Consider the following 13653-nt stretch of genomic DNA (forward strand, 5'->3'; position numbering starts at 1 on the left):
GAAGGCGTTTTGGCGCCGCTAGCATCGGCAGCGCCCACTGGCTAGAGCGGCACATATGTCGCGCCTTCCCCTCCCCCTTCTCGCACTCGCCCTCCTCGCCGGATGCGCCACCACGCCGGCTGCAGTGGTGCAGGCGCCGCCTCCGCCACCGCCAGGCATGGAGCAGCTTCTCGGCCAGCCGGCGGAAACGGCAACCAAGCTGCTCGGCACGCCCCGCCTCGACCGCCGCGAAGGCCCCGCCCGCCAGCTGCAGTTCACCGGCGGCTGTGTCCTCGATGTCTATTATTATCCCGGCGTCGGCACCGTGCCGGTCGCCACCCATGCCGACAGCCGGCTGGCAGACGGCCGCGATTTCGCGCCGGGCGAATGCCTGCAGATGCTGATCAACGCCCGCAAGGTGGCCGTCACCCCCGTCCCTCCGGCACCGGCGCCCCCGAGGAAACCGGTCCGCAAGCGCAGCTAACGCTCCCGGCGTATCCGCACCGCCAGCGCGTGCGCCGCCAGCCCCTCGGCATCGGCCAGCGTTGCGGTCGCTTCGCCCAGCGCCGCCAATCCTTGCGCTCCGGCATCCAGCCAGGTCGTCCGCTTCATGAAATTATGCACCCCCAGCCCGCCGGAAAACCGCGCGCGGCGACCGGTCGGCAGCACATGGTTCGGCCCGCCGATATAGTCGCCCACCGGTTCCGGTGTATGCGCGCCCAGAAAGATCGAGCCGGCATGGCGGATGGCGGCAAACATCGGCGCCGGGTCTGCCAGCATCAGCTCGACATGTTCCGCCGCCAGCGCATCGGCGAGCGCTGCCGCTTCGGCCAGCTCATCCACCACGATCACGGCGCCATAGGCATCCCAGCTCTCCCGGGCGACCGCTTCGGTCGCCAGCGTCGGAAGCAACCGCTCCACCCACTCCACCACGGCATCCGCCAGGGTCGCGCTGTCGGTAATCAGGATCGATTGCGCCACCGGGTCATGCTCCGCCTGCGACAACAGGTCGGCGGCAATCCAGTCCGCCCGCGCCGAGGCATCTGCAATCACCAGAATTTCGCTGGGTCCCGCCACCATATCGATGCCGACGGTGCCGTAAAGCTGCCGCTTCGCCTCGGCGACCCAGGCATTTCCCGGACCCACGATCATGTCGCACTTCGGCAAGGGCGTGGTGCCGAACGCCAGGGCCGCAATCGCCTGCGCCCCGCCGATCCGATAGATGCGCGAAACCCCGGCCAGCTCGGCCGCCAGCATTGCCAACGGGTTCAGCCGACCGTCCGGCGTCGGCGTCACCATCACCAGCTCGTCCACGCCCGCCACCTGCGCCGGAATCGCATTCATCAGCACCGAAGACGGATAGGCAGCCCGCCCGCCCGGCACATAGAGCCCCGCCCGCTCGACCGGAGTCCAGCGCCAGCCGGCCTTCACGCCGGTCGCATCCGTGTAGCTGCCATCGGCGGGCTTCTGCGCCGCATGGAAGGCACGAATGCGTGCAGCCGCCAGCTCCAGGGCCTCGCGGTCGGCCGCCGGCACCCGCGCCACTGCCGCCCGCCGCTCGCTGTCGCGCACCTCGACGCTGTCCCGCGTGATATCCACGCGATCGAACCGCCGCGTCAGATCGGCAACCGCCGAAAATCCCTCGCCGCGGATCCGCTCCAATATGGCCGCCACCTGTCCGCCTACGCCCCGGTCAGGCTCCCGCGTATCGGCCACCAGCGCTGCAAAGCGCGCCGCGAAATCCGTGGTCCCGCCATGCAGCCGCTGCATCAGGCCGCCACCCGCGAACGAAAGGCGTCGACCAATTCGGTCACCGCCCCCATCGTCTTGAAGGCCGCCCGATTCACTACCAGCCGCGACGTCACCTCCAGGATGATCTCGCGTTCCACCAGCCCGTTCTCCTTCAGCGTCTTGCCGGTGGAGACCAGATCGACAATGCGCGGCGCCAGCCCCAGAAGCGGCGCCAGCTCCATCGCCCCGTTCAGCTTCACGCACTCCGCCTGGATGCCCTGCGCGGCATAATGCGCCGCCGTCAGATGCGGATATTTCGTCGCCACCCGCACATGGCTCTCGGACACAATGGGCGGCGTCCCAGCCGGCTCCGCCACTGACAAGCGGCAACGCCCGATCCCCAGATCCACAGGCGAATAGAGCTCGGAATAGGCAAATTCCGCCAGCACATCATTGCCGACGATGCCGATCTGCGCCGCACCAAAGGCCACGAAGGTCGCCACGTCGAAACTGCGCACGCGGATCACCGAAACGTCGGGCCGATTGGTGGCAAACTTCAGCGCCCGGCTGTCCTCGTCGAACAGCGCCGGTTCCGGATGCACCCCCACCTCCGCCAGCAGCGGCAGGGCTTCCTTCAGGATTCGGCCTTTCGGCAGGGCGATCACAAGTGGTGTCATAGCGCCGCGGCCTATGCCGGGCTTCAAGGCTTGCGGCAACCGCGCTGGACGGTTATATGCCCAATCAATTCCTGACAGCTAAGCCTCACAGGAACCTCCAGCCAACCGGCTGCGGGGCCAACCGGGGCATTGCCGAGTCGGGCCTGTGGAGCAAAAATGGCCGATATCAAGCGCATTACCCAACTGATCGAACCCGTCGTGACCGACGCCGGCTTCGACCTGGTGCGCGTGGCGCTGATCGAAGGCCCCAGCCTTACGCTGCAGATCATGCTGGAGGACCCCGCCACCGGCCAGATGAAGGTTGATGACTGCGCCCGCGTCTCGCGCAGGATTTCCCTGCTGCTGGACGAAGCCGACCCGATCGAGAGCGAATATATGCTCGAGGTATCGTCACCCGGCATCGATCGCCCGCTGACCCGCCTGAAGGATTATGATCGCTGGGCCGGCCACGACGCCAAGATCGAGCTGGCCGACGGGCTGCAGATCAACGGCGCAGACCGCAAGCGCTTTCAGGGGCCGCTGCTGGGCACCTCCGGCGAAGACATCCGCATCAATGTCGAAGGCCTCGGCGAAGTCGCCCTGCCCTTCGCTGCGATCCGCACCGCCAAGCTGATGCTGACGGATCGCCTGATTGCCGAAACCGTGCCACACCTCACCGAGGAAGGCGCAGATGAAATCGAAGAAGAAGACGAGGCCGACCTGAACACCGGCGAGCCTGCAAACGACCTGAAGAACTGAGGACCGAAACAGATGAATCCGATTGCCGCCAACAAGGCCGAACTCATCGCCATCGCCGACGCAGTTGCGCGGGAAAAGTCCATCGATCGCATGATCGTGATCGAAGCGATGGAAGAAGCGATCCAGCGCGCCGCTCGTGCCCGCTATGGCGCCGAAAACGACATCCGCGCGAAGATCGATCCGCGCGGCGGCGATCTGCGCCTGTGGCGCGTCCTCGAAGTCGTTGAAGAGCCGGAAGATTATTTCAAGCAGATCAGCCTCGTCGATGCCCGCGAAAAGGAAAAGGACGCCGCTCTCGGCGACTTCATCGTCGATCCGCTGCCCCCCATCGAATTCGGCCGCATCGCCGCGCAGGCTGCCAAGCAGGTCATCGTCACCAAGGTCCGCGACGCCGAGCGCGAGCGCCAGTACGAAGAGTATAAGGACCGCCAGGGCGAGATCATCACCGGTCTCGTGAAGCGGGTGGAATTCGGCCACATCGTCGTCGATCTCGGCCGTGCCGAAGGCGTCATCCGCCGCGACCAGCAGATCCCGCGCGAAGTGCTTCGCGTCGGCGACCGCGTGCGCAGCCTCATCACCATCGTCCGCCGCGAGAACCGCGGGCCGCAGATCTTCTGCTCGCGCGCCCATCCGGACTTCATGAAGAAGCTGTTCGCGCAGGAAGTGCCGGAAATCTATGACGGCGTCATCGAGATCAAGGCCTGCTCCCGCGATCCGGGCAGCCGCGCCAAGATCGGCGTGCTCAGCCACGACAGCTCGATCGACCCGGTCGGCGCCTGTGTCGGCATGCGCGGCAGCCGCGTCCAGGCCGTCGTGCAGGAACTCGCCGGCGAAAAGATCGACATCATCCCCTGGTCGCCCGATACCGCGACCTTCGTCGTCAACGCCCTGCAGCCGGCCCAGGTCTCCAAGGTGGTCATCGACGAGGAAGACAGCCGCATCGAAGTCGTCGTTCCTGACGACCAGCTCAGCCTGGCAATCGGCCGCCGCGGCCAGAACGTGCGCCTGGCCGGCCAGCTGACCGGTCACCAGATCGACATCATGACCGAGGCCGCCGAAAGCGAGAAGCGCCAGAAGGAATTCGTCGAGCGCTCCGAGCTGTTCGAAAAGGAGCTCGAGCTCGACGAAACGCTGGCCCAGCTGCTGGTCGCCGAAGGCTTCACCAGCCTCGAGGAAGTGGCCTATGTCGAAACCGAGGAACTTGCCTCCATCGAGGGCCTCGACGAAGATGTCGCAGCCGAGCTGCAGAGCCGCGCCACCGAAGCGCTGGAGCGCCGCGAATCCGGCTATCGCGAAGCCCGCCGTGCGCTCGGTGTCGAGGATGCGCTGGCGGAAATCCCCGGCCTCACCGAGGAAATGCTGGTCCGCCTCGGCCAGAAGGGCATCCGCACGCTCGACGATCTCGCCGACCTCGCCACCGACGAGTTGATCGGCAAGGGCGACAAGCGCCGCGAGATCGCCCCGGGCTTCCTCGCCAGCTTCAACATCTCGCTCGACGACGGCAACGCCATCATCATGGCCGCCCGCAAGCATTGGTTCGACGAAGAGGAAAGCGCCGTATAATGCAGCCCACCCTCTTCCTCGCAGTCGCGGAGGGCGCGTCAGCGGACGACCCCATAAACAGGGAGGACGCTAACGCGTATGTCCTCCAATGACACCCCAGATGCGACTGTAGAGCCTGCATCCCCCGCTCGGGCAACGCCCGACGGTGGGAAAGGCGCATCCGCGCCGGAGCGGAAGTGCATCCTTACGGGTGCGCATGGCGAACGTGCGCAGTTGATCCGTCTTGCCCTCGGGCCAGACGGTGCTGTCTGGCCCGATCTCGGCGCCCGCCTGCCCGGACGCGGCGCCTGGATCTCGCCGGATCGCGCGGCGCTTGAAACGGCAATCGCAAAGGGCAGGCTGAAGGGCGCGCTCGCTCGCGCCTTCAAGGAAGCGGCAACCGTCCCCGACGATCTCGCCCAGCGCATCGCCGACGGGCTGGAAAGGCGTGCGCTCGACCGGCTGGGACTCGAACATCGCGCCGGGCACCTTATATTCGGCTCGGAGAAACTTATCGAATGGGCCCGCGCCGGCCGTCTTTACCTCGTCCTGCACGCAACCGATGCGGCCGACGACGGGGTGGGCAAGCTGGAACAGGCGCTCCGGAGCGGCGCAAGAAATACCGAAAGCGAACCAGCTGAGGCCATTCGCCTCCCCGCGGGTCGCGATGCCTTGTCTCGGGCCCTCGGGCGTGAGAATATCGTGCATTCGGGCGTAACTGATGGCAAGGCGGCGGCGCGGATCGCAACAGAGGTTGCGCGCTGGGCTGCCTTCATTGGCAAGACAGAACATGCAAGCGACGACCGGGACATGCCCGGGCGGCGAAACGACGAAGGACGGGAATGAGCGAAGACGAAAAGCCGAAGCTGGGCCTCAAGCCGCAACTCGGCGTCAAGCGCACCACGGAAGTGAGCCAGGTGAAGCAGAGCTTCAGCCACGGCCGCACGCACAAGGTGGTGGTGGAAACCAAGAAGGCTCGCGTATTCCGCAAGCCCGGAGACCCGGCCCCGACCGAGTCCGAAGTCGACGTGCTCGAAGCCGAGGACGAGGCCAGCGCCCTCGCGCCTGCACCTGCGGCTGCACCTGCACCCGTTGCTGCCCCCGCCGCCCCGGCCCAGCCCGCCATGCCCGTCGCACCGCCGCCGCCGTTCGTGGTGGTGAAGGACGAGCCCGTCGCCAGGGAACAGCCCCGACCCGCGCCCAAGGCCGAGCCCGAAGCCAGGCCGGTTGCAGAAGCCGCTGCGCCCGAGCCCGCGGCAGAAGCCGCCGCGGCGCCGGCACCGGAACCCGTTGCCGAAGCGCCTGCGCAGCCGGCACCTGCACCTGAGCCGGTTGCAGCAAAGCCCGTTGAAGCTCCGAAGCCGGCGCCAAAGCCGGCCCCTGCGCCGATCCCGCAGAAGCCGGAACTGACGGCTGTGCAGAAGGCCCTGCAGAATCCGAAGCTTACGCCGCGCGAACGCACGCAACTGATGATGCGTCTCGCCGAGGAAGAGCGTCTCCAGCGCGCCGAGGAAGTCCGCATCCGCGAAGACCGCGCGCGCGCGGAAGCCGCCGAAGCCGAAGTCCTCCGCTTGGAGGAAAAGGCCCGCGTCGAGGCCGAGGAGGCCGCCCGCGCAGCCGAGGAAGCCAGGCGCGCCGCCGAAGCCCCCCCCGCCCCGGCACCTGTCGAGGACGAGGAAGAGCGTCCGCGCGGTGCCGTCGCCGGCCGTCCGTCGCTCCGCCGCCCGCCGGAGCCTGCAAAGCCTTCGCGCAACCCGCGCGAAGAGCAGCGCCGCCAGGGCAAGCTCACCGTCACCCGCGCGCTGGGCGACGACGACGGCCGCACCCGTTCGCTCGCCTCCATGCGCCGCGCCCAGGAAAAGCAGAAGCGCTCCGCCCATGGCGGCGGCGCGGCTGCGACCGCACGCACGCCGCGTGAAGTGCAGGTGCCTGAATCGATCACCGTGCAGGAACTTGCGAACCGCATGGCGGAACGCGGCGCCGATCTGGTGAAGGCACTGTTCAAGATGGGCATGCCGACCACGATGAACGAGTTCGTCGATCAGGATACGGCCGAGCTGCTGGTCACCGAGTTCGGCCACATCATCAAGCGCGTGTCGGATTCAGACGTCGAAATCGGCATCGAGGGCGACGCCGACCGCGTCGAAGACCTGCAGCCGCGCCCGCCGGTCGTCACCATCATGGGCCATGTCGATCACGGCAAGACCTCGCTGCTGGATGCCCTGCGCGGCACCGACGTGGTGAAGGGCGAAGCCGGCGGCATCACCCAGCACATGGGCGCCTATCAGGTGACGTTGAAATCGGGCGAGAAGATCAGCTTCCTCGACACCCCCGGCCACGAAGCCTTCACCGAAATGCGCGCCCGCGGCGCGCAGGCGACCGACATCGTCGTGCTGGTCGTCGCCGCCGACGACGGCATCAAGCCGCAGACGATCGAGGCCATCAACCACGTCAAGGCGGCCGGCGTTCCGATGATCGTCGCCATCAACAAGATGGATAAGCCCGGCGCAGACGCCAACCGCGTCCGCACCGAGCTGCTGCAGCACGACATCCAGGTCGAGGAAATGGGCGGCGAAGTGCAGGACGTCGAAGTCTCTGCGCTGAAAAAGACCGGCCTTGACGAACTGGCCGAGAAGATCCTGCTGCAGGCCGAGATCATGGAGCTGACCGCCAATCCCGACCGGATGGCCGAAGGCATCGTCGTCGAAGCGAAGCTCGACAAGGGCCGCGGCCCGCTCGCCACCGTGCTGGTGAAGCGCGGCACGCTGCGCACCGGCGACATCTTCGTCGTCGGCGTCGAGTGGGGCAAGGTCCGCGCCCTCGTCAACGACAAGGGGCAGACGATCAAGGAGGCAGGCCCGTCCATGCCGGTCGAGGTGCTCGGGCTTTCCGGCGTGCCGCAATCGGGCGACATCCTTTCGGTCGTCGAAACCGAAGCCCGCGCCCGCGAAGTCGCCGACTATCGCCAGCAGGTCGCGCTAACCAAGCGCACCACCTCGGCACCTGCCAGCCTCGAAACCATGTTCGCCGGCCTCGCCGACAAGAAGGCGGTGGAATTCCCCGTCGTCGTCAAGGCCGACGTGCACGGCTCCACCGAAGCCATCGTCTCGGCGCTCAACAAGCTGTCGACCGACGAGATCAAGGTCCGCGTGCTGCACTCCGGCGTCGGTGCCATCACCGAATCCGACGTGACGCTGGCCAGGGCCTCGGGCGCCGTCATCATCGGCTTCAACGTCCGCGCCAACGCCAAGGCCCGCGAAGCCGCCCATGCGGGCAGCGTGCCGCTGAAATACTATGACATCATCTACGACCTCATCGACGAGGTGAAGGCCGGGATGGCCGGCAAGCTTGGGCCGGAGTATTTCGAGAACGTCGTCGGCCGCGCGGAAGTCCGCGAAGTCTTCCAGGCCGGGAAGTTCGGCAAGGCAGCCGGCTGCCTCGTGGTCGAAGGCTTCATCCGCCGCAACCTCAAGGCGCGCGTGCTGCGCGAAGATGTCATCGTCTACACCGGCTCCATCGCCTCGCTGCGTCGCTTCAAGGACGACGTCACGCAGGTCGAAAAGGGCTATGAATGCGGCATCGGCCTGGAGAACTTCCAGGACATCCAGCAGGGCGACGTCATCGAGACGTTCGAGGTCGAGGAAAGGCTCCGCACGCTGTGACGCGGAGCGGACCATCCAGCCATGAAGCGTAGTGGAGACAAGAAGGCCGGCTCCTCGGTCCGTACGCTGAAAGTCGGCGAGGCCATGCGCCACATCCTCGCCGATCTTCTCGCGCGTGGAGACATCCAGGACGATGTGCTGGCAAAGCACATCGTCTCTGTCTCCGAAGTCCGCGTCTCGCCGGATCTCCGGCACGCAACCGCCTTCATCATGCCGGTCGGCGCCAGCGAAGACGAGCAGACGACAGTGCTGAAGGCGCTGAACAGCCACGCCAAGCGCCTGAAGGGCGAAGTCGCCCGACGCGTGAACACCAAATATGCCGCCGAAATCCACTTCAAGGTGGACGACAGCTACGCCGAGGCCGCGCGCATCGACGCCTTGCTGCGTATGCCGCGCGTTTCCCGCGACCTCGAAGGCCGAGCTCCGCCGAGTATCGCCGAAGAAGACTAGCCCGCTGCGGGCGCTTCCGGCTGCGGCGCGGGCTTCATCGGCTGGAACCGCCCCAGGTTGCACGTAGGCCCGTTCGGTCCCGGGCCGGGCGTCACCACCGTGATCGAATTCAGGCTGCACAGCTGCCCGGCGCGCGAATTGTGCCGGATGGCATTTCCAAAGGTCAGCCCACTGCAGCGCTGCGGCAACTCGTTGCGCCAGATCCGGCGGCTGTTCTGCTGAAAATCGATGGTGCGGTCATCGATCACCCGCATGGAGCGGATATTGTGGGTGCTGATGCAGTTCACGCTCGGTCCGTCAGGCACCCAGACGGTGCGATTGGAGGCATCGCCCCCGCCCGCACAAGCCGCCAGAAATACCGCAGTCGATAAAATACCCAGACGTTTCATATGCATCCTCCCCCCTCGGGTGAACTATACTAACACCCCTAGCGGCAGGAGAAAGCCGAAATCAGCGTGTCGGCACAGGCGCTTCGCCTGAATAATCATAGAAACCGCGCCCGGATTTCCGCCCGAACCAGCCGGCTTCCACATATTTGCTCAACAGCGGCGCCGGCCGATATTTCGGGTCACCGGTCGCCTTTTGCATCACCAGCATGATCGCGTGCAGCGTATCCAGCCCCACGAAGTCCGCCAGTGTCAAAGGCCCCATCGGGTGGTTGGCGCCCAGCCTGAGGCCGGTGTCGATGTCCACCACGCTCCCCACGCCTTCGCCCAGCGCAAAGATCGCCTCGTTCAGCATGGGGCACAGCACCCGGTTCACGATGAAGCTCGGGCTGTCCTCCGAAACGATCGCCGTCTTCCCCAGCGTGCCGATATAGTCCCGCGCCGCTGCCCGCGTCGCATCCGACGTCGCCAGCCCGGGAATGATCTCCACCAGCTGCATCACCGGAACCGGGTTGAAGAAGTGCAGCCCCAGGAAGCGGTCGGGCCGATCGGTCGAAGCGCCCAGCATGGTGATCGAAATCGACGAGGTGTTGGTCGCCAGCAGCGCATGCGGTGCCAGCGTCAGCCCGGCGAAGATCTTCTGCTTCAGCCCTTCATTCTCGGTCGCTGCCTCGATCACGAAGTCCGCATCGGCCAGCCCGGCCGTATCGCCCGCTGGCGAAATCCGCGCCAGCGTCGCGGCGGCAGCCGCTTCCTCCAGTGTTCCTTTCGCAACCTGCCGCGCCAGCAGCTTCTCAATCCCGGCCTTGCCCTTTTCAGCCCGATCCAGCGCCACATCGGTCAGCACCACCTGATGCCCGGCCGCAGCCGAAACCTGCGCAATTCCCGCGCCCATCATCCCCGAACCGATAACGCCGACCTTCATCGCCATACTCCCGTTGCTGCGCTGCAGCGGGGTTAGCGGCCGCTCAGGCCTGCCGCAATGGGAAAGCCGGCGGGGCCACGCCCGCCGGCCGCTCCATTCAGGCCGCCAGCGCCCGCTTCCGGCGGGCCATGCCGCCCACCAGCCCGAAGCCGGCGATCAGCATTGCCCAGGTCGCCGGTTCCGGCACACCCAGCACGCCAAGGTCGGCGCCGTTCACCTTGAACACATAGGCATAGGTATCGATCAGCGAATAGCCGTCCGGGCACAGCTCGTTCAGCGCCACGTCGATGGACGAGCCCCCTTTGCCAGTGGTGCAGCGGTTGAACTGCACGCCTTCACCCGTCTGCGTGACGGAGAAATCGTTGTCGGTCACCACGACGAAGCTATAGCCGCCCTCGATCCGTGGCCCGATGGCAATGCCTTCCATCTTCTCGGTCACGGTGATGCCATTGGCCTCCAGCTGCGCCTGGATATCCAGCCACAAGGTTTTGGAAACTGGCACCACGCTCCCGGGCAGGGTGTTGGTGCCGGCCAGGCTTTCGTTCGTCACATCGGTCGCGCCAGCGAGGTCCACCAGATAGACACGCTTCGAGCCCGGCGAGTTGGCGGCCGTCGGATCGTCGACTCCCAGCCCCCGATTGTCGCGTTCGAGTACCAGAAACTTGCCGTTATCCAGCGCGATGATGCCGGAAAGGCCGATGTTGCGGCCCTATGCGTTGGGGCCGAATTCCTCGCCGGGCACGCGCGTGTTGATCGAGGCTACGCTTTCCAGTTGATAGATGAACTGGCCCGTCGAAGTGCCGGTGGCCACATCATAGGCGACGATCCGCACATTCTGGCTGCGGCGGCCATCGGGGTTGCCCTCATTCACCAGCGGATCCTGCAGCACCGCATAGACTGTCTTGCCGTCCGGAGAGATGGATATGCCCTCAAAACCCCGATTATCCTGTCGACCCGTGCGGATGGTCGGCCGCCCATCGACGAAGTTCGGCGTGCCGCCGGCTTCCTTGGGCAGCAGGTTACCAGGCGTCGCAAAGGCGCGAATGAAATTTCCGTCCTTGTCGAACTCATACACCGAAGGGCCATATTCGTCGGCCACCAGGAAGTTGCCGTTCTTCAGCACGACAAGACCTTCCGGATCGAACGACAGCCCCAGCACGGATGCATCGCCCTGCGGCGCCAGGCGCGGGTTCAGGCCGGTGAAGGGTTGACCATCCTTCTTGAACACCACCGTCTTCAGCAGCACATAGCCGCCCACGCTGCCATCGGCCGCGATATCGAGCGAAAAATTGTGGACGCGGGGGGCGAAGTCGATCAACCCACCGCCGGGGCCGCGATCGGTATTGCCCCAATAGCTGTTGGTCTTGCTATCATACCAGAGATCGGACCCGATGGAGAGGCGATTGCCGCCGAAGGCCGGATCCATGCCGGAAAGGTCTGTCGCATTGCCGGCAAAGCTGGTGCTGCCGGTATAGACGATGGCAGACATGGCCGGCGCGGCGAGCGAGGTGAACAGCGCGAGCGCAAGCCCGCCGATCGTGGAACGAAGCATGTAGATCCCCCCAATTGGATGTCAGGATGACAATTGGCGTCGCCCGCATGCGCTTGCACGGTTAAGATTCGTTGACGTTATTGTGTCCGCTGGATGACGGCGCCCTTTTGTCCGGCTTGCATGTTGCAACCGCAAGCGTCGACCGCAGCCAATTCGCGACAGGGTTCACCCCGTCCGAGAGGCCACCCTGCAGACGGAAAAGGCCGCCCGCCCGGCCAATCAGGATCCGCCGGCTGGATCCGGGCAGCCGTCGACAAGGCCAGCGCCTGCCACAGGCAGCGCGCCGGCAACTTCCTGCCGCCCATCGATCAGGCGGCGGGTAAGATCCATTACAGCTTCGAGGTCAGTTCGGGCACCAGCGTGAACAGGTCGCCCACCAACCCGAAATCCGCCACCTGGAAGATGGGGGCTTCCTCGTCCTTGTTGATGGCGACGATGGTCTTCGAGTCCTTCATCCCCGCCAGGTGCTGGATGGCGCCGGAAATACCGACCGCCACGTACAGCTCGGGCGCGACGATCTTGCCGGTCTGCCCCACCTGATAGTCGTTCGGGGCATAGCCCGCATCGACCGCTGCCCGCGAAGCACCAACGGCCGCGCCCAGCTTGTCGGCCAGCGGGTCGATGAACTCGTGGAACTTCTCGGACGAACCCAGCGCCCGGCCGCCCGAGACGATGATCTTCGCAGCCGTCAGTTCCGGACGCGCCGAAACCGTCAGCTCGGCACCCTTAAAGCTCGAAAGCCCGGCGTCGCCAGCACCCGAAACCGCCTCGACAGCAGCCGAACCGCCGCCACCGGCCTTCGCAAAGGCCGTTCCGCGAACGGTGATCACCTTCTTGGCGTCGGAAGACTTCACCGTCGCAATCGCGTTCCCGGCATAGATCGGCCGGGTGAAGGTATCCGGCCCCTCGACAGAGAGGATTTCCGAAACCTGCGCCACGTCCAGCGCCGCCGCCACGCGCGGCAGGATGTTCTTGCCACGCGAAGTCGCCGGCGCCAGCACGGCATCATAGCCGGCCATCAGCCCGACGATCAGCGGCGCCACATTCTCCGCCAGCGCATCGCCATAGGCGGCGTCGTTGGCCAGCAGCACCTTGGAAACGCCGGCCACCTTGGCGGCTTCGGCGGCCACGGCATCGGCGCCGTTCCCGGCCACCAGCACATGCACGTCGCCACCCAGCTGGGTCGCCGCCGTCACCGCGCTCAGTGTCGCATCCTTCAGATGCGTGTTGTCATGTTCAGCAAGGACGAGCACGCTCATGCGATGGCTCCCGAAGTCTTGAGTTTCTCGATCAGTTCGTCGACCGTCTTCACCTTGATGCCGGCCGAACGCTTCGGCGGCTCGGTCACCTTCAGCACCGACAGGCGCGGCGCCACATCGACGCCATAGTCAGCCGGCGTCTTGTTGGCGATCGGCTTCGACTTCGCCTTCATGATGTTCGGCAGCGATGCATAGCGCGGCTCGTTCAGGCGAAGGTCGGTGGTGACGATCGCGGGAAGCTTCAGCTCCACCGTCTCCAGGCCGCCGTCGATTTCGCGGGTCACCGAAACCTTGTCGGCGCTCGGCTCCACCTTCGAGGCAAAGGTGCCCTGGCCCCAGCCCAGCAGCGCGCCCAGCATCTGGCCGGTCTGGCTCGAATCGTCGTCGATCGCCTGCTTGCCCAGGATCACCAGCCCGGGGGCTTCCTCGGCGGCGATCTTCGCCAGCAGCTTGGCAACGCCCAGGCTTTCCACCGGGCCATCCACCGTCACCAGAATGCCGCGGTCGGCACCCATGGCCAGCGCCGTGCGCAGCGTTTCCTGCGCCTGCGCCGGGCCGACGGATACGACGACGACTTCCGTCGCCACGCCCTTTTCCTTCAGCCGAACCGCTTCCTCGACGGCAATCTCGTCGAACGGATTCATGCTCATTTTTACGTTTGCAAGCTCGACGCCGCTCTGGTCGGGCTTCACCCGCACCTTCACATTATAGTCGACCACCCGCTTTACGGGCACGAGAATCTTCATGGGTAT

The 13653-nt window shown here is 65.9% G+C and carries 12 protein-coding genes and 2 pseudogenes; 6 read left to right on the top strand and 8 right to left on the bottom strand.

Going from position 1 to position 13653, the window contains the following annotated elements; genetic code table 11:
• The first annotated feature begins 55 nt into the window (after positions 1-55).
• Positions 56-463, top strand: a complete 408-nt coding sequence (locus IM784_RS07825) for a hypothetical protein (RefSeq protein WP_199554764.1) — start codon at positions 56-58, stop codon at positions 461-463.
• Here IM784_RS07825 and hisD read toward each other — a convergent pair.
• Positions 460-1749: a histidinol dehydrogenase gene (hisD, locus tag IM784_RS07830; RefSeq protein ID WP_199554765.1), complete on the bottom strand. Its 1290-nt coding sequence runs from the start codon at positions 1747-1749 to the stop codon at positions 460-462. The two genes, IM784_RS07825 and hisD, sit on opposite strands and share 4 nt — an antisense overlap.
• Complete coding sequence (gene hisG / locus IM784_RS07835; RefSeq protein ID WP_199554766.1) at positions 1749-2387, bottom strand: ATP phosphoribosyltransferase; 639 nt, start codon at positions 2385-2387, stop codon at positions 1749-1751. Before hisG ends, hisD begins: the two co-directional genes overlap by 1 nt.
• A gap of 156 nt (positions 2388-2543) precedes the next feature.
• On the opposite strand from hisG, the gene rimP reads away from it, so the two are divergent.
• The 5 genes from rimP to rbfA all read left to right on the top strand — a co-directional run bounded on the left by rimP (position 2544) and on the right by rbfA (position 8779).
• Positions 2544-3125, top strand: coding sequence for a ribosome maturation factor RimP (gene rimP, locus IM784_RS07840; protein WP_199554767.1), 582 nt, complete (start codon positions 2544-2546; stop codon positions 3123-3125).
• Positions 3126-3137: 12 nt separating this feature from the next.
• Positions 3138-4688, top strand: a complete 1551-nt coding sequence (gene nusA, locus IM784_RS07845; RefSeq protein WP_199554768.1) for a transcription termination factor NusA — start codon at positions 3138-3140, stop codon at positions 4686-4688.
• Between the two features lie 78 nt (positions 4689-4766).
• Positions 4767-5513 (top strand): RNA-binding protein, encoded by a 747-nt coding sequence (locus IM784_RS07850; protein WP_199554769.1) that lies wholly within the window; start codon positions 4767-4769, stop codon positions 5511-5513.
• The gene (gene infB / locus IM784_RS07855) at positions 5510-8329 is read left to right on the top strand and encodes a translation initiation factor IF-2 (protein ID WP_199554770.1); all 2820 of its coding nucleotides are present in this window, start codon (positions 5510-5512) and stop codon (positions 8327-8329) included. Before IM784_RS07850 ends, infB begins: the two co-directional genes overlap by 4 nt.
• Positions 8330-8350: 21 nt before the next feature.
• A complete protein-coding gene (rbfA, locus tag IM784_RS07860) occupies positions 8351-8779 on the top strand; it encodes a 30S ribosome-binding factor RbfA (protein ID WP_199554771.1) in 429 nt (142 codons plus the stop codon).
• Here rbfA and IM784_RS07865 read toward each other — a convergent pair.
• The 6 genes and pseudogenes from IM784_RS07865 to IM784_RS07890 form a co-directional block, all read right to left on the bottom strand.
• The gene (locus IM784_RS07865; protein ID WP_199554772.1) at positions 8776-9168 is read right to left on the bottom strand and encodes a DUF6491 family protein; all 393 of its coding nucleotides are present in this window, start codon (positions 9166-9168) and stop codon (positions 8776-8778) included. The genes rbfA and IM784_RS07865 overlap by 4 nt on opposite strands.
• Before the next feature lie 61 nt (positions 9169-9229).
• The gene (locus tag IM784_RS07870; protein WP_408015285.1) at positions 9230-10096 is read right to left on the bottom strand and encodes a 3-hydroxyacyl-CoA dehydrogenase NAD-binding domain-containing protein; all 867 of its coding nucleotides are present in this window, start codon (positions 10094-10096) and stop codon (positions 9230-9232) included.
• 91 nt (positions 10097-10187) lie between these two features.
• A pseudogene (locus tag IM784_RS17705) lies at positions 10188-10280 on the bottom strand (PEPxxWA-CTERM sorting domain-containing protein); the annotation flags it as partial.
• 177 nt (positions 10281-10457) lie between these two features.
• Positions 10458-11642, bottom strand: a pseudogene (locus IM784_RS07880) (esterase-like activity of phytase family protein); the annotation flags it as partial.
• 329 nt (positions 11643-11971) lie between these two features.
• Positions 11972-12901 carry an electron transfer flavoprotein subunit alpha/FixB family protein gene (locus IM784_RS07885; protein WP_199554775.1) on the bottom strand — a complete coding sequence of 310 codons (930 nt, stop codon included), beginning with the start codon at positions 12899-12901 and terminating at the stop codon, positions 11972-11974.
• The gene (locus IM784_RS07890; RefSeq protein ID WP_199554776.1) at positions 12898-13647 is read right to left on the bottom strand and encodes an electron transfer flavoprotein subunit beta/FixA family protein; all 750 of its coding nucleotides are present in this window, start codon (positions 13645-13647) and stop codon (positions 12898-12900) included. Before IM784_RS07890 ends, IM784_RS07885 begins: the two co-directional genes overlap by 4 nt.
• Between the last annotated feature and the right edge of the window lie 6 nt (positions 13648-13653).

It is taken from the genome of Sandaracinobacteroides hominis (assembly GCF_016464365.1).
GTDB classification, from domain to species: Bacteria; Pseudomonadota; Alphaproteobacteria; order Sphingomonadales; family Sphingomonadaceae; genus Sandaracinobacteroides; species Sandaracinobacteroides hominis.